Annotated in this window: 19 protein-coding genes and 2 tRNA genes; 12 read left to right on the plus strand and 9 right to left on the minus strand. The window is 62.3% G+C overall.

What is annotated here, in order from left to right:
• The first annotated feature begins 55 nt into the window (after positions 1-55).
• Entirely contained in the window at positions 56-292 is a 237-nt protein-coding gene (rpmE, locus tag ACSMXM_RS02250; RefSeq protein WP_460313569.1) for a 50S ribosomal protein L31, read from the plus strand.
• Positions 293-386: 94 nt separating this feature from the next.
• Here the strand turns inward: rpmE and ACSMXM_RS02255 are convergent, their stop codons facing one another.
• The 9 genes from ACSMXM_RS02255 to ACSMXM_RS02295 all read right to left on the minus strand — a co-directional run bounded on the left by ACSMXM_RS02255 (position 387) and on the right by ACSMXM_RS02295 (position 8,129).
• Entirely contained in the window at positions 387-890 is a 504-nt protein-coding gene (locus tag ACSMXM_RS02255) for a DinB family protein (protein ID WP_460313571.1), read from the minus strand.
• A 42-nt stretch (positions 891-932) separates the two neighbouring features.
• A complete protein-coding gene (locus tag ACSMXM_RS02260) occupies positions 933-2,111 on the minus strand; it encodes a hypothetical protein (RefSeq protein ID WP_460313573.1) in 1,179 nt (392 codons plus the stop codon).
• The gene (locus tag ACSMXM_RS02265; protein ID WP_460313575.1) at positions 2,108-3,079 is read right to left on the minus strand and encodes a glycosyltransferase family protein; all 972 of its coding nucleotides are present in this window, start codon (positions 3,077-3,079) and stop codon (positions 2,108-2,110) included. The genes ACSMXM_RS02260 and ACSMXM_RS02265 overlap by 4 nt, the downstream gene beginning before the upstream one ends.
• Positions 3,063-4,025 (minus strand): sulfotransferase, encoded by a 963-nt coding sequence (locus ACSMXM_RS02270; RefSeq protein ID WP_460313577.1) that lies wholly within the window; start codon positions 4,023-4,025, stop codon positions 3,063-3,065. Before ACSMXM_RS02270 ends, ACSMXM_RS02265 begins: the two co-directional genes overlap by 17 nt.
• Positions 4,022-5,071 (minus strand): glycosyltransferase family 2 protein, encoded by a 1,050-nt coding sequence (locus tag ACSMXM_RS02275; protein ID WP_460313579.1) that lies wholly within the window; start codon positions 5,069-5,071, stop codon positions 4,022-4,024. Before ACSMXM_RS02275 ends, ACSMXM_RS02270 begins: the two co-directional genes overlap by 4 nt.
• A 39-nt stretch (positions 5,072-5,110) precedes the next feature.
• Positions 5,111-6,418 (minus strand): ABC transporter ATP-binding protein, encoded by a 1,308-nt coding sequence (locus ACSMXM_RS02280; protein WP_460313581.1) that lies wholly within the window; start codon positions 6,416-6,418, stop codon positions 5,111-5,113.
• A 3-nt stretch (positions 6,419-6,421) separates the two neighbouring features.
• The gene (locus ACSMXM_RS02285) at positions 6,422-7,255 is read right to left on the minus strand and encodes an ABC transporter permease (RefSeq protein ID WP_460313583.1); all 834 of its coding nucleotides are present in this window, start codon (positions 7,253-7,255) and stop codon (positions 6,422-6,424) included.
• A 211-nt stretch (positions 7,256-7,466) separates the two neighbouring features.
• Positions 7,467-7,556, minus strand: a tRNA-Ser gene (locus ACSMXM_RS02290).
• 18 nt (positions 7,557-7,574) lie between these two features.
• On the minus strand, positions 7,575-8,129 hold the full coding sequence (locus tag ACSMXM_RS02295) for a hypothetical protein (RefSeq protein WP_460313584.1): 555 nt from the start codon (positions 8,127-8,129) through the stop codon (positions 7,575-7,577).
• Positions 8,130-8,402: 273 nt separating this feature from the next.
• Between ACSMXM_RS02295 and ACSMXM_RS02300 the strand changes: the two genes are divergently transcribed.
• From ACSMXM_RS02300 to ACSMXM_RS02350, 11 genes are all read left to right on the plus strand, one after another.
• Entirely contained in the window at positions 8,403-9,491 is a 1,089-nt protein-coding gene (locus tag ACSMXM_RS02300) for a lytic murein transglycosylase (RefSeq protein ID WP_460313586.1), read from the plus strand.
• Positions 9,469-10,491 carry a septal ring lytic transglycosylase RlpA family protein gene (locus ACSMXM_RS02305; RefSeq protein ID WP_460313587.1) on the plus strand — a complete coding sequence of 341 codons (1,023 nt, stop codon included), beginning with the start codon at positions 9,469-9,471 and terminating at the stop codon, positions 10,489-10,491. Before ACSMXM_RS02300 ends, ACSMXM_RS02305 begins: the two co-directional genes overlap by 23 nt.
• 31 nt (positions 10,492-10,522) lie before the next feature.
• Complete coding sequence (locus ACSMXM_RS02310; protein ID WP_460313588.1) at positions 10,523-11,680, plus strand: D-alanyl-D-alanine carboxypeptidase family protein; 1,158 nt, start codon at positions 10,523-10,525, stop codon at positions 11,678-11,680.
• Between the two features lie 35 nt (positions 11,681-11,715).
• Entirely contained in the window at positions 11,716-12,345 is a 630-nt protein-coding gene (tmk, locus tag ACSMXM_RS02315) for a dTMP kinase (RefSeq protein WP_460313590.1), read from the plus strand.
• Complete coding sequence (locus ACSMXM_RS02320) at positions 12,342-13,304, plus strand: AAA family ATPase (RefSeq protein ID WP_460313592.1); 963 nt, start codon at positions 12,342-12,344, stop codon at positions 13,302-13,304. Before tmk ends, ACSMXM_RS02320 begins: the two co-directional genes overlap by 4 nt.
• Positions 13,301-14,833, plus strand: a complete 1,533-nt coding sequence (gene metG / locus ACSMXM_RS02325; protein WP_460313594.1) for a methionine--tRNA ligase — start codon at positions 13,301-13,303, stop codon at positions 14,831-14,833. The genes ACSMXM_RS02320 and metG overlap by 4 nt, the downstream gene beginning before the upstream one ends.
• Positions 14,834-14,920: 87 nt before the next feature.
• The gene (locus ACSMXM_RS02330) at positions 14,921-16,222 is read left to right on the plus strand and encodes an FAD-dependent oxidoreductase (RefSeq protein WP_460313596.1); all 1,302 of its coding nucleotides are present in this window, start codon (positions 14,921-14,923) and stop codon (positions 16,220-16,222) included.
• Positions 16,223-16,291: 69 nt separating this feature from the next.
• A tRNA-Pro gene (locus ACSMXM_RS02335) sits at positions 16,292-16,368 on the plus strand.
• A gap of 28 nt (positions 16,369-16,396) precedes the next feature.
• Entirely contained in the window at positions 16,397-16,660 is a 264-nt protein-coding gene (locus tag ACSMXM_RS02340; protein WP_460313598.1) for an Lrp/AsnC ligand binding domain-containing protein, read from the plus strand.
• A gap of 84 nt (positions 16,661-16,744) precedes the next feature.
• Positions 16,745-18,481, plus strand: coding sequence for an arginine--tRNA ligase (argS, locus tag ACSMXM_RS02345; protein WP_460313600.1), 1,737 nt, complete (start codon positions 16,745-16,747; stop codon positions 18,479-18,481).
• 4 nt (positions 18,482-18,485) lie between these two features.
• On the plus strand, positions 18,486-19,292 hold the full coding sequence (locus tag ACSMXM_RS02350; protein ID WP_460313601.1) for an SPOR domain-containing protein: 807 nt from the start codon (positions 18,486-18,488) through the stop codon (positions 19,290-19,292).
• Positions 19,293-19,297 lie beyond the last annotated feature (5 nt).

Here is a 19,297-nt window from a genome sequence, read left to right on the forward strand (position 1 = left end):
ATCCATTTTGGCTGGCCGGTCTGCAATCGGCGGGCGCACGGAGAATATTCACGCCATGAAGACCGACATTCATCCCGACTACCACCTGATCAACGTCGAAATGACCGACGGCACCACGTATCAGACCCGCTCCACCTGGGGCAAAGAGGGCGATACGCTGAAGCTGGAAATCGATTCGGCATCGCACCCGGCATGGACCGGCGGCAATAAGAAGTTGCTGGATACCGGTGGCCGCATGGCGCGCTTCAACAAACGTTTCGGCAATATCTCGCTGGGCAAGAAGGGCGGCTGAACCCCGTCCTTGCTCCCGCTCGACACGGGAAGCGGTACGCGATTTTAGGGGAGTGTCGGCGATCCAGTCGACGCTCCCCTTTATCTGTGTGCGTTCAGATATGATCCGGCATGAAGCTGAGGTCAGTGTCGTCGGGCGTCATTCCGAAAGAGGTCAATATCGCGTGCGCCTGACCGCGATGATGCGTCTGGTGATTGAAGACATGTGCCACCACGATCCACATGGGCTTTGAAACGTCACGCTTCAGAATACCGGAATACCAGCTGAGATCGCCGAGAAGATCGGCGTCCTCCAGCCTGTCCGCCCATTCGGCGATGCGCCGGTCGGCCTCTGCCCGCGCCGCCTTCAGCCCCTCCCAGTCCAGCCATTGCTCTCCGTCGGCGGGGCCGGCTGCCGGCTTTTCCCAACCGTCCAGGCGCGACATCCACATCATGTCGCCCCAGAGGATGTGCGCCAATGTGGCGTGGAGGGAACCGAAAAAGGCACCGCGATTGGCCCGCCTTTGATCATCGTCAAGGCGGTTGGCCTCGCGATATAAGGAGCGGTTCTGCCAGAGATTGTAGCGCGCCATCGTGCGGGCATATTCAGAATCGATCATGCGCTTTAACCTTATGAATGGGACCGCGACCCAAGGGGCGAGTCAGTCCTTTCGTTCCAGCAGATACATCTGCCGCCCGCCATCTGCCAAGGAAGTGACGATGATACGTTGGCCATCAGCCGCCGGGTAGGGATGCAGGTCACAGCGAAATGGCCCCTTCTTGGGCTGGTGCCCCGTGAACTGCGCGATCTTACGCCTTGTCCCCTGTCGGCTGTCGAAGAGGATAAGGTCGATGTCTTCGCGGTATGGCGTGTCGAACACATAGTGCCCCTGCGTGCCGGGGACAGGCTGTATATGAACATTGTCGCGCGTAAGTTCCGGCGCGATTGTCTCAATGGCTTTCCCCTCCGGCGCGCTATCCTTGTAAATGCTGACGCCGCCGGGCTGCCAGAGGCAGGCGCTGTCGCCGCTCAGCCAGATAACGTGCGATGCACCGCGCGCCAGCAGGCGAAGATCGCCGCCATCGACATCGGCGGTCAGGCTGACCCCCATTTGGTCATTCCAGGATTTCGATAAATCCGGTGAACGGAACCGCAGCTTTACCGTGAAGCGCCGTCCGTCTGGCGATATTTTGGCGTGATTGAACCAATAAATGTAGCGCGAGACGGCATGCTTCGCCCGCTGGCGCAGGGAAAGCCGCGACAGCAGAAAACGCTTGGCATCGTGCAATGACAGGACGAGGCGCCGTTCCCCGCTATGGAAATCGTAGCGCCACACACCGTCATCATGTGGCGCGCGGCTTTCGATGCCGCCGCCATGTACTGCATAGCCATAGCCAGGACGTACCGTCTGCAATCGCGCCATGTTGAGCGAAAGCGCGAAGCGTCCGTCCGGAGAAAGCGCGTAGAGCGGGATCGGAATGGTATCTGTGGCGCCCGTTTCCACATCGAACAGGCGGGCGACGAAGCCGTCGCCGTCGCCCGCGCGGTCGTTCCATACGGCCCTCAGAGAGGGGCCGGGCAACCATTGGCTCATCGCGCCCTGTTGCCAGCTCCAGGCGTGGCTGCTTCCCAATGGCCGCCACTGGCGGTCGCCGTCCAGATCGATCATGCCAATTTCCAACGGATCATTCGGCGTCGGATGCCGACCCTGAAACCCGACGCGATGGCCGATCAGGAAGCGGCCCGATGCGTCCAGTACCGGAATGTCGTAATAGGCGTGGGAATGAAACGAGCCGTCGCCGGATCCGTGGGTCAATTGATGGCATTGCCATTCGGTCATGTTGAAAACCCCAACCTTTTTCGCGCCGAGCGCACCTTGTCTACGACCCCGGCGAGAGCCCGCAAAATGCATATGCGGGTGTGCCACGGTATCGGGCGGAGCGCGGTGGTGCGCCGCGCCGAGGACACCACGTCGAAACGACCCTTCGACTGAAACAGGTCGATAAGTTGACGGCCATAGGCGCTGCCAGCCGGGCTGGCCCCTGGCGTCGCCAGCCGGCGTTTCGATGAACGTAACATTGCGTCGGTCCATTTATAGTGGTGGACTGCGGTCGGCAGGGCAAAGCGCATCGCAAGCCGGATGATGAACGGCAATTCAGCAAGCGGGCGACCATAAAGGTAAGCCGGTTCCTGCCCGCCACCCTGTGGATGATGACCGCCGCGGCTGGGGAATATGTCGCCGCGCATTAGCATCAGTTTCACCGTTCCGTACCACCAGCCAGGCGCGGGGTCGCGGCTTCGCGTCGCACAGATGACGTCGGTCTGGATTGGAAATTGTTCATTGATGGGGGGCGAGGGCATGACTGCGGCAAGGCTGCCATCCGGGCTGAGCCGATCGATGAAGGGCCCCTGGACGCAGTCGACCCCGCGTTTTTCGCAAGCGCGGATGAAGTCGAGTAGCGGGAGAGGATATTCATGAAATTCGTCTATATCCGCAGTGACGATCCAGTCCGCTGGCGCCGCGACGCGCGCCTGCACTTCCCGGCGCTTCTGCCACATTGCGTCGCTCGTATAGGGTTCGATCCAGACCTCAAACGGCTCCACGCCGAATTCGCGCAGGGTTTCAATAGCCGTTGCGATTTCAGGTTGATCCTGCCGCGGTGCGTTGATGATGATGTGGATGTGTTCCGGGCGGAGGCCGAGCGCCAGATAATGGCTTAGGAAATGTGGCAGGACGGGCAGGTCGAATTCCGCACCCAGGCAGGAAATGAGCCGAATTTCCTTCGCGCTTTCAATCGTTTTCGGCATAGGCCCTCAGGAAAGAAAAACGCCGCGTCATTGCCGCCACACGCGTTTTTTGCTGCGCAGACCAGACAACGTCGTCACGACTGCGGCGACGGCTTTCTCTGACGATCGACGCTGCCGATGTAACGAAGGTGGGGTCCGCGTTCAGGCCAAGAAAGGTAAGAAGATCCTCGATTGCGCCAAAAGGGTGTTTCGTGAAGCGTTCATAGACGATTTCATGCCAATCGCCGTCTGGCAGGCGCGTTTTCATCTGTTCCGTCGTCTCGCACAGCGTCTCGTAATCGTCGATCATCTCGTCCAGAGCCGAGGCCGACACTCGGCCCCTTTCCTGGGCCTCCCTCAGCGCACGACGAAAAGTGTCAGCAGAGTTTGCAATGCGCAGCCGATCATACTCACGCCCCTTTCGAAGCGACATCGTTGCGATATTGTCGAAGGGATTGCGTGCAACGAGGATCCATCGACACCCAGAGCCGAGAAGGCGCTGCGCGCGATCAAGAAGGCCGGGGTCCTCCGCACACCAGCGAACGGCCCAATCGCCCTTCTTGTCGCCAACGACGAGGGGGCGGTCCTTTATCCCGTGGGCGTATCCGGGAACTTGATAGCGGAGGCCATTCCAATAGCGCCCCGCTTCACTGAAAGCGCGGCTGTTGTCCGCGACCATGGCATGCAGGAGCGACAGGGGAACACCCTTCCTGATCAGACCCATCGCATCCAACTCGTGCGAAATGACCGCCGATGGATGCGCATCTATGATCGATCCGATCAGGGAATGGCCGGAGCGGGGAAATCCGGCAAACTGCACGAAGGAGCGCACCTGCGAAAAGGCACGAGGACTGGCCGTCAGGGTTGGAAGAGAATTCCATGCAAGCCGCCAGAGCGGTACGTCATGGTGGCGGCGCGACCCCTCCCCCTCGAAGCGCGGCACGCTGTGGGTTGCGAACGGCCTCACGCGGTTGTCCTCCGCTTGCCCAGATACATGCTGGCCAGGCGGACGAGGACAAAGCGGCGCATCTGCCAGGACAGGGAGGCGGCGGTATATTGCCTGGCACGGGCCAGGCTGGTTGAGCCGCTGAATTCCGCCTGACGGAGAAGTGCGTTGGCCGTACGTTGACGCAGATAAGAGACGATGGCGGGCGATTCACGGCGGCGCGCGACCTGCAGCAGGCTGCGAAGATCGCGTTCGCCGGCAATGATATCTTCGAAGACCAGCGCTTCATGCCCCTGATACAGGCGCACCATGGGGCGGACAGACTCCGGCGTGAAGTTCACGCCCAGATATGCGGACAATTCGCGCGCGGGAACCTTCAGGCTTATGCGTTCCCCCTCGCTGCCGCGCCGCCGGGTTACGGATCGTGGATGCACACGATAGCGAACCAGTTCCGGCGGCAGATTTTCCATTCGCGACGTCATCCGCATCCGCGCCCACAACTCGCTATCCTGCGCGTTGGGAAAGGCCGTGTCATAGCCGCCGGCCGCACGAACCGCGTCAGCGCGAAACATCACCCCCGGGTGCAACAGACAATTGCTGAGCAGCATTTCGAACCGGATCGTTTCAGAGCCGGTCACGAGGCTGGTGGTCTTCGCAAGGGGCTGGCCCGATGCGTTGATTCGCCCAAAGGCACAGGAGACCACGTCGACGTCTGGCGTAGCGCGCATGAAGGCAAGTTCGGCCGCCAGCCGTTCAGGGTGGTGCAGATCGTCGGCGTCTGCGCGCGCGACAAGAGGCGCCCGGCAGGCTGCAAGCCCACGGTTCAGACTTTCCGTCACGCCGATGCCTGCATCGTTCCTGAGGACCCGAATCCGGGCGTCGTGGGCCGCTGCGGCGTGGAGGATTTGCGGGGTTCCGTCGCGGCTGCCGTCATCAACTACGATCATCTCGAAGTTGCGCTCTGTCTGGGCCTGCAGGGATGCAAGCGTTTCAGGCAGGAAGGCATCGCCATCCCGCACCGCCATCAGGACACTGATTTCGGGATGTTCGGGCCAGTTGCCGCTCATTGCGATCTCGTCAGGTACGCAGAGACGTTCCGGCGCATGTCAGGGGCCGTTCGTTGCAGGGCCGGTCATCGCCGACTGCGCTTCCCAATGATGTTCGACAAGAACACGCCCGTGCCGACGTGGGGGTGTCTGGCCACCGGGGAAGAAGGTCGACCCGTCGACGGAAAATGCCAGCGCATTTGGCATCGCATCGCTGAGATCGTGCGACATCGTGATGACGGCGACCGCAACATTGTAGCTGCCCGGCAGCAGGGGCAGTTTCGGAACGATTGCACGCACCACGCCCTCGCCCCCGAAGTCCAGGCTAGCGCCCGCTATGCCGGAATGCAGTGCGAACAGTTCGATGCCATCGCTGTCCCGGATGATCAGGCGTACGCGAAAGGATGCAGGTGGCCCCTTGTTGACGAAGCCGAATTCGAAGCGGGCTTCCTCCCCGGAGACCATGCTTTCGACAGGTGATCCGTTGCCGTCGAGACAGCGACCGAATGTCAGGTGGATCGGGCCCTTTGTCTGCCGATGCTCATTTTCCTTGGTGAAGGCGTCGCTGCCGGCCTGTGTGAATGCGGCCAGGTAGTTGCGCACGACAGTTCTTGGGTCACCGTCCTCTACCATCCGGCCGTCACGTAGCGAAATGACGCGCGAACATAGATTCTGCACCGCGCCCATATTATGGCTGACAAACAGCACGGTACGACCGCCGCCCGCCACGTCCTGCATCTTGCCGAGGCAGCGACGCTGAAACTCTGCGTCGCCGACGGCCAGCACTTCGTCGATGATGAGAATTTCCGGTTCGAGATGGGCAGCGACGGAAAAGCCGAGGCGCACTTTCATGCCTGACGAATAGCGCTTTACCGGCGTGTCGAGGAATCGCTCGACGCCGGAAAAGGCAATGATTTCGTCGAACTTCCGCTTTATCTCCGCGTGCGACATGCCGAGCACAGTGCCGTTCATGTAGATGTTTTCGCGGCCCGTAAGCTCCGGGTGAAATCCGGTGCCAACCTCAAGCAGGCTGCTCACGCGGCGCTGAATGCGGATGCGTCCCTGTGTCGGCGGCGTGATCCGCGACAAGAGCTTCAGAAGCGTCGACTTGCCCGCGCCGTTGCGGCCGACAAAGCCGACCACTTCACCCTCCTTGATGGTGAAGGACAGATCTTTCAGCGCCCAAAGTATATCCGCGCCGTCCGTGTCTGACCCGAACGTATTCAAGCGGCTGAGACTGCGAAACTTCTTGAACGGCTTCGACAGCGATCCTGCAAGCGCCCCGACGAACGTATCGGAGCGTTCCGCCTCCTGCCCGATGCGGTAGGCCTTGCCCAGATTTTCAACGCTGACAGCAACATCGCCCATGGACTAGCCCACATCCGCGAACAGATGTTCGCGCCTGACGAAATAGGAAAGTCCGAGTGCAAACAGGACCGTGGCCGACACCGCACCCATGGCGATATAGTCCCACGGCATGGGCGAATCGGCGAAGAGGGCCGCCCGGAACCCCTCCACGACGCCAACCATGGGGTTGATCGCGTAAAGGAGGCGCCACTCTTCTGGCACCAGGGTGATCGGGTAGACGATCGGTACGGCGAATTTCAGCAATTGCACCATGAAACCCACAGCATAATTCACGTCGCGATATTGGATTGCCAACGCGGCCAGCCCCAGTCCCACACCCAGCCCAGCGACCATCAGAATGAGAATAAGGAGAGGAAGCCAAAGGATATTCAGCGATGGGACGACGCCATAAGCAAGCAACAGCGCAATGAGGATCACGAAGGCGATGGTAAAGTCGACAAGCCGGGTTCCGACGTTGGAGATTGGCAGGATGATGCGGGGGAAATAGACCTTGCTAAGCAGGTTTGCGTTCTGGCTTAGACTTTCCGTTGCCTGGGTCAGCGCGTTTGAAAAGAAGGTCCACGGCACCAGACCGACGAAAACGAACAGGAAATAGGGCTGCTCCGTCGCCACGCGCACGCCAATTACGTAGCCGAATATCAAGGTGTAGATCAGAACCTGCGCCAGCGGCTCCATGATGGCCCAGCCGACGCCGAGCGCACTTTGCGCATAGCGGACTTTGACGCCGCGCCAGATAAGGAAACGTGTCAGGTCGCCATAGCTTCTCAACTCTCTCAAATCGAGAGAGTGCCGGTGCTTACCTGCTTCTATAAGGATGGTTTCGCTGGGGTCGGTCATCATCTGATACCCTTGCGAAAAACCCCGAAAAACCAATGCTGCATTGCAGTAAAGAAGATAAAATCATCGCGCTAGGAAAAATTACAAATTGTTTCTGGCTGCCATGGCGGAGCGTTGAAGCAGGCTGCGGAAGGACGTCCGCCCGGCGGAACGACAGCCGCTGCCGGCACCCGTGAAAATGGGGGGCTTCGCAAAGATGTAGCCGAGCCACTGGCGGGCAGGGTGGGATTCGAACCCACGGAGGGCTTGCACCCTCGACGGTTTTCAAGACCGTTGCCTTCAACCACTCAGCCACCTGCCCGGAGAGCGGGCCGGTCCTTTAGCGGGCGCCGCGCGCCGCGCCAAGGTACCGGCGCATGCCAATTGCAACGAGGCCGAGCAGGATGAGCGCGACGGGCGGCGGTGCGGGGATCGGCGTTGGCGGGATATCGGGGCCAGGGGGCGTTTCCCCGCCCGGCGTGCCGGGTGTTCCGGGTTCCCCGGGCGGGATCGGCGGGAAAGAGCCGCCGGGGCCGGGCATGCCCGGAACTCCGCCGTTGCCGGGAATACCGGGAAGAAGCGGCAGAGGGCCGCCGCCGAAGCCGCCCGGCCCACCGGTCGCGGGAATGGTCAGTGCGGGACCAATGCCGTTCCATATGTCGTTCGTCGCCGTATCGACGACATTGTCCAGAAGGGCCGGCGGCGTGCGGGTTGCGGACAGCACGTCCTCAGAAACAATGGGGCCGCCATCGCGAAAGGGGCGCTCGGCCGCGCGAATGGCGCTCGCCACAGCCTCCTGCTCCTTGTCCCAGCAGTCCTTGGCGCAGGTTACGCCCTGATCGGAGAGGTCGTGTTCCTTTACGTCGACGCCGCCGCCCCTGGCGCCGTCAATCATGGACCAAACTGCGCGTTGCGGAATTTGCGAGGCAAGCGACGTCGATAGCATCGCGACCCCGCAAAGTCCCACAACCAGGACCCCGCAGATCATAGCTAGTGAACGGGTGAGCCGCGGACGACGCAAAAACAAAACCCCCAAAGTTGCTTAAGCTATCACCAAGTTACGTATGCCTCCCCCCGGAGGTTGCCGTTCGTTCAGCGCCGATGCACAATACGCGCCTTAGATTTCGGGCGTTAGCACGAGAATCGTTAAAAGTCAGGAAGCGTTGCGATGATCCGTAAATATTGGTTCGGCGGGATGGTTTCTCTTGCAATTTTGGCAGGCGCGGTTCCGGTGCAGGCGCAAAGCAGGGAAGATCCGAATCGTGCCGCGCGCGCCGATGCGGCGACGGGTTTTCAAAGCTGGCTGCAGGGTTTCCGTGCCCGCGCCATCGAGGCGGGTGTCGCGCCGGCAACGCTGGATCGCGAGCTGGACGGCCTGACCTATAATCCCCGCGTCGTGCAACTGGACCGCGACCAGCCGTCCAGCCGTACATCGTCGGGGCCGATTCTGCCCGGCTATCTGGAGCGGCGGCTGGTGCCATCCCGTATCGAACCGGGGCGCAGGCTGGCCGTGTCGCTGAACGATCAACTGCTGCGCGCGGAGCGTGAAACCGGGGTGTCGGGCGACACTATTCTGGGCATTTGGGGCATGGAAACCAATTATGGCGGCTATACTGGCGATTTCGACGCCGTTCGGTCGCTGGCGACGCTGGCGTTCGATGGCCGCCGCGAGGAGCTGTTCACGGATGAATTGCTGGCCGCACTGAAGATGATCGACGAAGGCCGCGCGCGGCGCGATCAGATGATCGGGTCCTGGGCCGGCGCGCTGGGGAATCCTCAGTTCCTGCCCACCAGCTATTTGCAGCATGCAATCGATTACGATGGCGATGGACGGGCCAATATCTGGGGCAGCCGCGCCGACACGATCGGGTCGATTGCAAATTACCTGAAGGCGCATGGCTGGATCGCGGGCGTGCCCTGGGGTGTGCATGTCACTGTGCCGGCCGGTCTGGATCGCGAGGCGATCCGCGAGACGACGCCGCCATCAGAGTGTCCCGCCGTTTATGCAAAGCACAGCCGCATGCTGCCGATTTCGGAATGGAAGGCGATGGGGATAATGCCTGCGCCGAATCATGAGGGCGCACAGGGATTCCCATCGGACGATGTTCTCGCTAGCCTGGTTGAAGTCGACGGACGGGGAACCGATGCCTATCTTGCCACACAGAATTATCGCGCGCTGCTGGGCTATAATTGCTCCAACTATTACGTCATCAGCGTGGGCACGCTTGGCGATATTGTCGGGACTAGCCGCCCTTAGCGCCTGTGCGGGTGCGCCGGACCGGGGCATCCAGACGGCGTCGGGGGCTGGGACGGTAAAGATCGGCAAGCCGTACCGGATCAACGGCAGGCTCTATACGCCGCGCGACGAACGCAATTATCGGGAGACGGGGACCGCATCATGGTATGGCCCGAACTTCCACGGGAAGCCCACCGCCAATGGGGAGCGCTTCGATCAGAACGGCATCAGCGCCGCACACCGGACGCTGCCCCTGCCGAGCTTCGTGCTTGTCGAAAATCTGGACAATGGCCGCCAGCTGACGGTGCGAGTCAATGATCGGGGGCCGTTCGCGCATAATCGCATCATCGACCTGTCGCGCCGGGCGGCGCAGCTGCTTGATATGCAGCGGGCCGGAGTGGCGCGCGTCCGGGTGACGCGCATTTATCCCGATGGTGAGGACCAGCCCGGGCCGAAGCCGTTGCCGCGCGTGACGATTGCGGCCGCCCCGCAGGCCAAAGTGCGATCTGCGCCGGTGAGGACTGCTGCCGCGCCAGTGCCTGTGCCAGTACCAGTACCGGCCGCACCGCCCGCCTTGCCGGAGCGGATATTGTTGGCCCAGTCTGAGATGGGCCCGGACGGGCCGATCCCGTCCACCCTTCCCGACACCAGAAAGACAATTCGTTCGGTCGATGTGCCGCAGCCGGGGGAGGCACCGCAGACGGACGGTTCGGCTGATTGGCTGGATGGCGGGGTAGACACGGCGGCAGAGAGTGCGCCGCCCGCCAAGGACCAGGGGGTCGCCGCCGGGCGGATGATACAGGTCGCCGCCCTGTCGCAATCGTCCAGCGTTGTGCGCCTGAGCGCGGCCCTGGGCAACATTCCAGGGCTGGGCCCTGTCAGCACGGAAATGACGGCCAGCGGACTGATCCGGGTGCGCGTCGGACCCTTTGCCACGGCAGAGGAGGCAGAGAGCATGCTGGCGAAGCTGAAGGCGGCAGGCTATGAAGAGGCGCGCCTCGTCGGCGATCCAGTTTCCTAAAGACTCCCTTAAAGACAGAAGGCAGGTTTTCATGCGTATCGCCGCCATTACGGCCCCCCTGACCGCTATCGCCCTTATGCTCTCCACCGCTGCAGGCGGCCAGAGCCTGGAGACGGCGGCCCCCTTTGCCTATGTAAAGGACCTCTCGTCGGGTCTGGTGCTGTTCGAGCGGGGCGCCGATGAGCCGATGCCGCCAGCGTCCATGGCGAAAATGATGACCGTGCTGGTTGCGTTCGATCTGATCGACAAGGGCAAGCTGTCGCTGGACCAGAAGATTCGCGTGCAACCCGACACCTGGGCCAAATGGCATTCCCAGGGCTCGACGATGTTCCTGTCTGCAAATGAAGAGGTGAGCGTCGAGAATCTGCTGCATGGCATCGTCACGGCGTCCGGCAATGACGCCTCCATCGTGCTGGCGGAGGGAATTGCGGGAACGGAAAGCGCCTTTGCAGATGTGATGGATGCGAAGGGCAAGGAAATCGGCCTGACCGGTTCCAATTTCGAGACGGCGAATGGCTGGCCGCATGAAGGCGAACATGTGACGCCGCATGACCTGGCCGTCATCGCGGAACGAACGATCCTGGATCATCCGAAGCTGTACCAGAAATTCTATCCGCAAAAGGACTTCACCTGGGGCCGCACGCTGGGGGGTGGTGATCCCATCACGCAGCCCAACCGCAACCCCATCCTGAACACCGTCGAGGGCGCGGACGGCCTGAAAACTGGGCACACAGAGGCAGCGGGCTATGGCTTCACCGGGTCGGCAGAGCGGGATGACCGCCGCATCGTCGCCGTTATCTCCGGCCTGACCAGCGAGGGCCAGCGCAAGGCCGAGGCCACGCGTATCATGGAATGGGCATTCGGTGCATGGGAAGGAAAGGCGCTGGACGGCGCCAAGGCCGTCGCGGAACTGCAGGTCGCCAACGGCGATCAGGACACGATTGCCGCCGTTCCGGCCGAGGGCGCGATGATTACCGTGCCGCGTGCCATCGTTTCCGAGGTCAAGGCAAAGGCGGTCTATAAAGGGCCGGTCGTGGCCCCGATCGCGAAGGGCGATCAGATCGGTGAACTGGTGGTGACCGTCGAAGGCCTTCCGGAGCAGCGGGTGAAGCTGGTCGCGGCCCAGGATGTCGGCGGTGCCGGATTCTTCTCTCGCGTTGCGGCCGGATTCTCGCGGCTGCTCAACTGAACCATGGCGAAGCTGGTGCCAAAGGTGGGGACGGAGTGAGAGGCAGGTTTCTCTCGTTCGAAGGTGGTGAAGGGGCGGGTAAGACGACGCAGATCGCGCGACTGGCTGCGCGTCTGCAGGCGGAGGGCGAGACCGTCATCGCCACCCGCGAACCGGGCGGCACGCCGGGCGCCGAGACGATCCGCGACCTGCTGGTCAGGGGCGAGACCGACCGCTGGCACGGCAAGACCGAGGCCCTGTTAATGAATGCCGCGCGGGCGGACCATGTGGCGCGCCTGATCCTGCCGGCGTTGCAGGCAGGGCAATGGGTGATTTCCGACCGTTTCGCCCATTCGACACTCGCCTATCAGGGCGTCGCGCGCGGTATGGACCTGGAGGAGCTGATGGCGCTGCACAATATCGCGACGGACGGCCTGTGGCCGGCACGGACGATATTGCTGGACCTGCCGGTGCGCGACGGGCTGGCGCGGGCAAAGGGACGCGGTGGCGAGGATGCGCGGTTCGAGGGGGAGGCCATCGCCTTTCACGAAAAAGTGCGCGCAGGGTTCCTGGCCCTCGCGAAGCAGGACGCGTGCATGACCGTAATCGATGCGGCGCAAGATGCGGATCGAGTGGCCGCCGACGTCTGGCGCTTGGTCGAACCGATGTTGCGGCCGCTGCCATGACGGCGCTGGTGGGCCACCAAGAGCAGCGCGCGGCGTTCGAGGCGGCGTTTGCGTCGGGAAAGATGCACCACGCCTGGCTGCTGTCCGGGCCGCGCGGCATTGGCAAGCGAACCTTCGCAACCGCCGCGGCGCGCATGGTGCTGGCGGGTGCCACCAGTTTCGATGTGGACAAGAGCGATCCGCAGGCGCGCGCATTCGATGCCGACGCCCATCCGGATTTTCGCAAATTGCAACGTGGCCTGACGAAAACCGGCGACAAGCTGGCGCAGAATATCGTCGTCGATCAGGTGCGCGCATTCCTGCCGGTGCTGAACCAGACGCCGTCACTGTCCGAATGGCGCGTCGTCCTGATCGATTCCGCCTGCGAGATGAATACGGCGTCGGCCAACGCCTTCCTGAAATCCTTGGAAGAGCCGCCAAAGCAGACGATTTTTCTGCTGGTCTGTCATTCGCCGGGGCGGCTGTTGCCGACGGTCAGATCGCGGTGCCGGACACTGACGTTCAGGCCGCTGCCCTCTTCACAAGTGCGGGAAGTGCTGCAGAGCGAGCTGGACGATCATTCCGATATGGATGCCCTCGTTCAAATAGCGGACGGTGCGCCGGGCCGGGCACTGCGTTTCGCAGGCCTGGAGGTCGCCGAGCTGATGTCGACGCTCGCCCGGCTGGAGGCGGTGGACGATAATGATGCGCGTGACCTGGCCCTGACCCTGGGTCAGCGACTGGCGCTGAAGGCCGCGCAACCGCGATTCGAGGCGTTTCTGGAACTGGCGGTCACGCATCTTGCCGATGCCGCGAAACGCGCGCAACCGGATCAGCTTGCGGCGCGGCTGGCGCTGTGGGATGAGGCGCGGACATTGGCTGGCGACGCGCTGGCAAAGTCGCTCGACCCCAGTGTCGTCGCCTTTCAGATCGCGCGTCTTGTCGGCCGCCTCTCTACAGCGGAACAGCGGGCAGCATGACGCAGAATTATTATATCACGACGGCCATCGCCTATCCGAATGGCGCGCCGCACATGGGCCATGCCTATGAGGCGATTGCGACGGACGCGCTGGCGCGGTTCCACCGCCTGACCGGCAAGAACGTGTTTTTCATGACGGGCACGGACGAGCATGGATTGAAGATCGCTCGCGCCGCCGAAAAGGCCGACCTGACGCCGAAAGTCTATGTCGATGGAATGGTGGCGCAGTTCAAGGGAATGTGCGCCGCGCTGAACATCAGCAATGACAGGTTCGTGCGCACGACAGAGCCGCTGCATTATGAATGTGTGCAGGATTTGTGGCGCAAGATGGCGGCAAAGGGCGACATATACCTGGACCGCTATGAAGGCTGGTATTCGGTCCGCGACGAGGCCTTTTATGACGAGAAGGAGCTGAAGCCCGGTCCCGACGGTACCAAATTGTCGCCGGAGGGCACGCCGGTCGAATGGACCGTCGAGGAAAGCTATTTCTTTCGCCTGAGCGCGTATCAGGACAAATTGCTGGCCCTGTACGAGGCGCAGCCGGACTTCGTGCAGCCGCAGAGCCGTATGAATGAAATGAAGAATTTCGTGGCGGGCGGTCTTAGGGATCTGTCGATCAGTCGGACGAGCTTCGATTGGGGCGTGCCGGTTCCCGATGCACCCGACCATGTCATGTATGTATGGCTGGACGCGCTCGCAAATTATCTGAGCGGTGTTGGCTATCCTAATGAAGACTATAAGAAACGCTGGCCCGCAGATGCGCATGTCATCGGCAAAGATGTGGTGCGGTTCCACGCGATTTATTGGCCCGCTTTTCTGATGTCCGCCGATCTGGAGCTGCCGAAAACGGTATTCGGCCATGGTTTTGTCCTGCTGGACGGGGAACGCATGTCGAAATCCTCCGGCAATGTGGTGGATCCGCTAGCGCTGGCGGAGAAATACGGCACCGACCAATTGCGCTATTTCCTGCTGCGCGAAGTACCGTTTGGGGGTGACGGCTCCTATTCCGAACCGGCCATCGTCACCCGCTCCAACGCCGACCTTGCCAATGATCTTGGCAATCTGGCGCAGCGCTGCCTGTCGATGATTGCCAAGAATTGCGACGGGATCCTGCCCGAGCCCACCGCCGCGACCGAGGCAGACAGCGCGTTGCACGCGAAGCTGTCGGCCTTGCCCGGCGACTATAATCGGGCCTTTGACCGGATGGCCATTCACAATGCGCTGGAAACGCTGTGGAAGGCGGTCGGCGAGACAAACCAGTATTTCGCCGGGCGCGAACCCTGGGCGCTAAAGAAGACCGATCCTGCTGCAATGGGGTCTGTGCTGTATCGCACCGCAGAGGCCGTCCGCCAGCTTGCCATTCTGGCGCAGCCCGCCATTCCGGAGGGTGCGGCCAAATTGCTGGATCTGCTGGGCGTAGCGGAAGATGCGCGTGACTTTGCGGCGCTGTCGACGCCGCTGTCGCCGGGGGCAGCCCTGCCTACACCGCAGGGCGTCTTCCCGCGTTTCGAGATGCCCGCCGCGGCCTGAAAACCGGCGGGATCGCGCCCCTTCCAGCTTTACAAGCGAGCGACTTCTCCTATTCATGCGGGGGCTTGGGAAGAGGAGAGTGCAGGCGTGATCCACATCGCGATTATCGGATCGGGTCCGGCGGGATATTACACTGCGGAAGCCGCTCAGAAAGCGTTCGGTGAAACCGCGCGAATTGACATTATCGACCGGCTGCCGACTCCGTTCGGTCTGATCCGTTCCGGCGTGGCGCCAGATCATCAAAGCCTGAAGGCGGTAGCGCGGCGCTATGAAAAGACCGCTCTGACCGAGGAGGTGCGTTTCGTCGGAAATGTCCCCATCGGCGATGACGGCGTGACCATCGCCGAGTTGCAGGACATTTACGATGCCGTCGTGCTGGCGACCGGCGCACCGCATGATCGCAAGCTGGGTATCCCCGGTGACAATCTGCCCGGCGCGTTCGGCTCCGCAGCCTTTGTCGGCTGGTATAATGGACATCCCGATTTCGTCGCCGCCCAGCCGCCGCTCGACCATTCCACGGCGGTCGTTATCGGTAATGGCAACGTCGCCATAGACTGCGCCCGGATTCTTGCGAAGACGTCTGACGAGCTGGCCAGCAGCGATATCGCCGCGCATGCCGCCGAGGCGCTGGGCACGTCCAGGATTACACATATTCATATAGTTGGGCGGCGCGGACCGCATCAGGTAAGCTTCACGCCCAAGGAACTGGGCGAGATGGGGCGGCTGGAGCGGGCGGCGGCGGTCGCCAATCCGGTGGCGTTCCCGCCGGAAACCGAGGACGAAGCCCTCGACCCCGGCCAGCGTAAGGTCGTCGGCTTCCTCCGCGAATTTGCCGGCAATGCGGCGGACAAGCCCGTTACCGTCAGCTTTGATTTCTTCACGCGGCCGGTTGCCATCGAAGGCGATCTGGCGGTCGAAGGCATCGAAGTGGAAAGGACGCGATTGACCGATGATGGCCGCGCCGAAGGCACGGGCGAGATGCGAACGATTCCCTGCGGTCTGGTCATCAGCGCCATCGGTTATCGCACCAGCCCCATTGCGGGCGTCCCCTATGATGAGGGGCGCGGCCGCTTCGTCAATGAGGAGGGGCGGATCGCCCCCGGCCTGTACTGCGTGGGGTGGGCGCGTCGCGGACCGACGGGCACGATCGGCACGAACAAGCCGGATGGCTATGCCATTGCGGAGTTGTTGCAGAGCGACCTGTTCGACACCGGAAAGTCGGGGCGGAAGGGCCTCGATGCCTTGATCGAGGAGCGGGGGCTGCAGGCTGTCCGCTTTACCGACTGGCAGAAGATCGATGCGGCGGAGGTGGCGCGGGCGCGCGTAGGGGCGCCGCGAGAGAAGTTCGTCCATGTCGAAGAAATGATTGCCGCCGCCACAACGCCGTGACGAAATCGGGTGATCACGACGCTTGCCGCGTGGTGGCGCCACGGCTATATGCGCCGCTCGCCAGCGCGTCGGAGAGTAGCTCAGCCTGGTAGAGCACTGTCTTCGGGAGGCAGGGGCCGGAGGTTCGAATCCTCTCTCTCCGACCATTGCGCCTCATTCAATGGAGAGCGCCGAATGTATCGTCTGTTCATTCTCGCCAAGTGCGATCTGGGTCATGCGGAGGAATGCGGTAACGCGATCGCCCAGTTGGAAGACGTGAGCGAAGTCTATTCGGTCACTGGCGAACACGATCTGCTGATCAAGGTAAATTTCGACGATCTGCCCTCGATCAGCGATTTCGTGCAGGACCATCTGCATCGCATTCCGCACTTGAGGGAGACCGTCACGATGACAAGTTTTCGTGTCTATGGTCAGGATATTGGTGACTTTGTGAATTAAGCTGGCCGCGGCTAACGAGCGGTGGCGCCGAGGTGGGCAGGGCGCTAAAGTCCGGCGCTTCCTTACACAGTCGATTGTCGTCCCTTGCCCAGCCTGTTCGATCATTATCTGACCGCCGTTCACACCGCCCTCGACACCCTGCAAGCGCGCGGCGATTTGCACGCCGATCTGGATTGGAGCAATGTGACGGTGGAGCCGCCGCGCGACGCGTCGCACGGGGATCTGTCCACCAACGCAGCAATGGTGCTGGCAAAGCCTGCGCGGATGAACCCGCGCGCGATCGCCGAGGCGCTGAAAATTGAGCTGGAGCGCGCCGACGGCGTTGCGTCCGTCGACGTGGCGGGGCCGGGATTCCTTAATCTGTCGCTGACCGACTCCGTATGGCTGGAAGAGCTGAAGTCTATCGAGACGGCGGGCAATGAATATGGGCGCTCCGACTTTGGCGCGGGACGACGCGTCAATGTGGAATATGTCAGCGCCAATCCGACCGGCCCCATGCACATGGGGCATTGCCGGGGCGCTGTCATAGGCGATGCCCTCTCTAGCCTGCTTGCCTTTGCAGGGCACGAGGTTACGCGGGAATATTACGTCAATGACGCAGGTGGCCAGGTCGATACGCTGGCCCGGTCGGTGCACCTGCGCTATCGCGAGGCGTTGGGCGCGGACATCGGCGAGATTCCGGAGGGGCTTTATCCGGGTGACTATCTGGTCCCGGTAGGGCGCAAGCTGGCCGAGCAATATGGCGACGCCTACGTCAATGCGCCGGAGGCGGATTGGCTGCTGAAATTCCGCGCGGAAGCGGTCGCCGCCATGATGGACCTGATCCGGTCGGATCTGGAAACGCTGGGCATCCATCACGATTTGTTCGCGTCGGAGTGGGAACTGCAACAGGCGGGGGCGGTCGACCGCGCGGAGGCGACGCTGCGGCAGATGGGCTATGTCTACGAAGGCGTGCTGGAGCCGCCGAAGGGTGAACTGCCCGACGATTGGGAAGCGGTCGAGATGACGCTGTTCCGGGCATCCGAATTCGGCGACGATGTCGATCGTCCGCTGAAAAAGTCGAACGGTACATGGACCTATTTTGGCGCCGACGCCGCCTATCATTTGCAGAAGTCGGAGGCGGCGGATGAACTGATCGACATCTGGGGCGCCGATCATTCGGGGACGGTGAAGCGGATCAAGGCCGCGGTAAAGGCGCTGACCGGCGGTGACGTACCGCTGGACGTGGTGCTGGTGCAGATGGTGCGGCTGTTCCGAAACGGTGAGCCTGTCAAAATGTCAAAGCGTTCCGGTAACTTCGTGACGCTGGCTGAAGTGGTGGAAGAGGTTGGTAAGGATGCCGTCCGCTTCATCATGCTGACCCGGCGCGCCGATGCGCCGCTCGATTTCGATTTCGCCAAGGTCGTCGAACAGTCGAAGGACAATCCGGTCTTTTACGTTCAATATGCCCATGCCCGCATCCAGTCGATGCGGCGCAAGGCTGCCGAGGCCGGGATCGGCGATGCCGCGGCGACGGCCGGAATGATGGCACATCTCGACACGACGGACCGCGCCCTTTTGAAGCAGGCGGCGCAATGGCCGCGCATTGTCAGGCTGGCCGCAAGCGCGCGGGAACCGCACCGGGTTGCCTTCTACCTGGGCGAACTGGCAGCGGCATTTCACGCGAACTACAATCGGGGGAATGACGATCCCGCGCTGCGCTTCTTCCTGCCGGAGAAGCCGGAACAAACGCAGGCAAGGCTGGCCCTGGCGCGCGCGGTCGGGCAGGTTATCGCCAGCGGGCTGCGTGTCGTGGGAGTCGAGCCGGTGGAGGAGATGTAGGAGGATGGCTCGTATACGCGACGATGCCGATTTCGAAGAGACGCCAGGCGAACATCTGCCCTGGCTGGAGCCCGCGGAACTGGAATATACGGAGACCGGCGGCGGCTTTCTGAACGGCCGTACCATCCTGATCGCCGCGCTGGTCATCATTGCGGCGGTGGCCCTCTTGTGGTGGCTGGCCGAGTATCTGGGCGGCGGCGACATCGAAATACCGGAAGGCGGCACGATTCCCCTGGTGGAAGCGCCCACGGGACCGTATCGAATTCCGCCCGATGAAGCCGGTGGCAGGGAGTTCGACCTGGCCGAGGCAAGTGTGCATGCGCGCGCATTGGGCGAGAGCCGCCCGGGCGAGGTTGATTTGTCGAAACAGCCGGAAACGCCCGTCCCGGTAGTCGGACCGGCAGGCACTGGCAGGGCGGATGGCCCGCCACGCAATTTGATGCCTGGCGAGGCGGCGCCCGATGACGCCGAGGAAGGGCAGGCAAAAGCCGCATCGGAAGAAGCGAACACCAGAGCACCAGCCGCCGCCAAACCAGAGGCCGACCCGGCACCTGCGCCCGCACCGGCCGCGGGCGGCAATGCCGCCGTGCAATTGGGCGCCTTTTCCACGCGCAGCAAGGCGAATGAGGTTTGGGACACGATATCGGAGCGCTACGATTATATCGGCGCGCTTTCCAAGTCGGTGGAATCGGTCGAGGCAGGTGGCAAAACCCTGTACCGGCTGCGCGCCACAGGCGCCGGCAGCCGCGCAGCGGCCAATGATTTGTGTGCACGCCTGAAGCTGGCCGGCGAAAGCTGCGTCGTCCCGTGAGGCAG

It is taken from the genome of Pacificimonas sp. ICDLI1SI03, assembly GCF_054740865.1.

Coding starts and splice junctions, on each gene's coding strand:
- rpmE (WP_460313569.1), top strand. CDS start 56: ATGAAGACCGACATTCATCCCGACTACCACCTGATCAACGTCGAAATG.
- ACSMXM_RS02255 (WP_460313571.1), bottom strand. CDS start 890: ATGATCGATTCTGAATATGCCCGCACGATGGCGCGCTACAATCTCTGG.
- ACSMXM_RS02260 (WP_460313573.1), bottom strand. CDS start 2,111: ATGACCGAATGGCAATGCCATCAATTGACCCACGGATCCGGCGACGGC.
- ACSMXM_RS02265 (WP_460313575.1), bottom strand. CDS start 3,079: ATGCCGAAAACGATTGAAAGCGCGAAGGAAATTCGGCTCATTTCCTGC.
- ACSMXM_RS02275 (WP_460313579.1), bottom strand. CDS start 5,071: ATGAGCGGCAACTGGCCCGAACATCCCGAAATCAGTGTCCTGATGGCG.
- ACSMXM_RS02280 (WP_460313581.1), bottom strand. CDS start 6,418: ATGGGCGATGTTGCTGTCAGCGTTGAAAATCTGGGCAAGGCCTACCGC.
- ACSMXM_RS02285 (WP_460313583.1), bottom strand. CDS start 7,255: ATGACCGACCCCAGCGAAACCATCCTTATAGAAGCAGGTAAGCACCGG.
- ACSMXM_RS02295 (WP_460313584.1), bottom strand. CDS start 8,129: ATGATTGACGGCGCCAGGGGCGGCGGCGTCGACGTAAAGGAACACGAC.
- ACSMXM_RS02300 (WP_460313586.1), top strand. CDS start 8,403: ATGATCCGTAAATATTGGTTCGGCGGGATGGTTTCTCTTGCAATTTTG.
- ACSMXM_RS02310 (WP_460313588.1), top strand. CDS start 10,523: ATGCGTATCGCCGCCATTACGGCCCCCCTGACCGCTATCGCCCTTATG.
- ACSMXM_RS02320 (WP_460313592.1), top strand. CDS start 12,342: ATGACGGCGCTGGTGGGCCACCAAGAGCAGCGCGCGGCGTTCGAGGCG.
- metG (WP_460313594.1), top strand. CDS start 13,301: ATGACGCAGAATTATTATATCACGACGGCCATCGCCTATCCGAATGGC.
- ACSMXM_RS02340 (WP_460313598.1), top strand. CDS start 16,397: ATGTATCGTCTGTTCATTCTCGCCAAGTGCGATCTGGGTCATGCGGAG.
- ACSMXM_RS02350 (WP_460313601.1), top strand. CDS start 18,486: ATGGCTCGTATACGCGACGATGCCGATTTCGAAGAGACGCCAGGCGAA.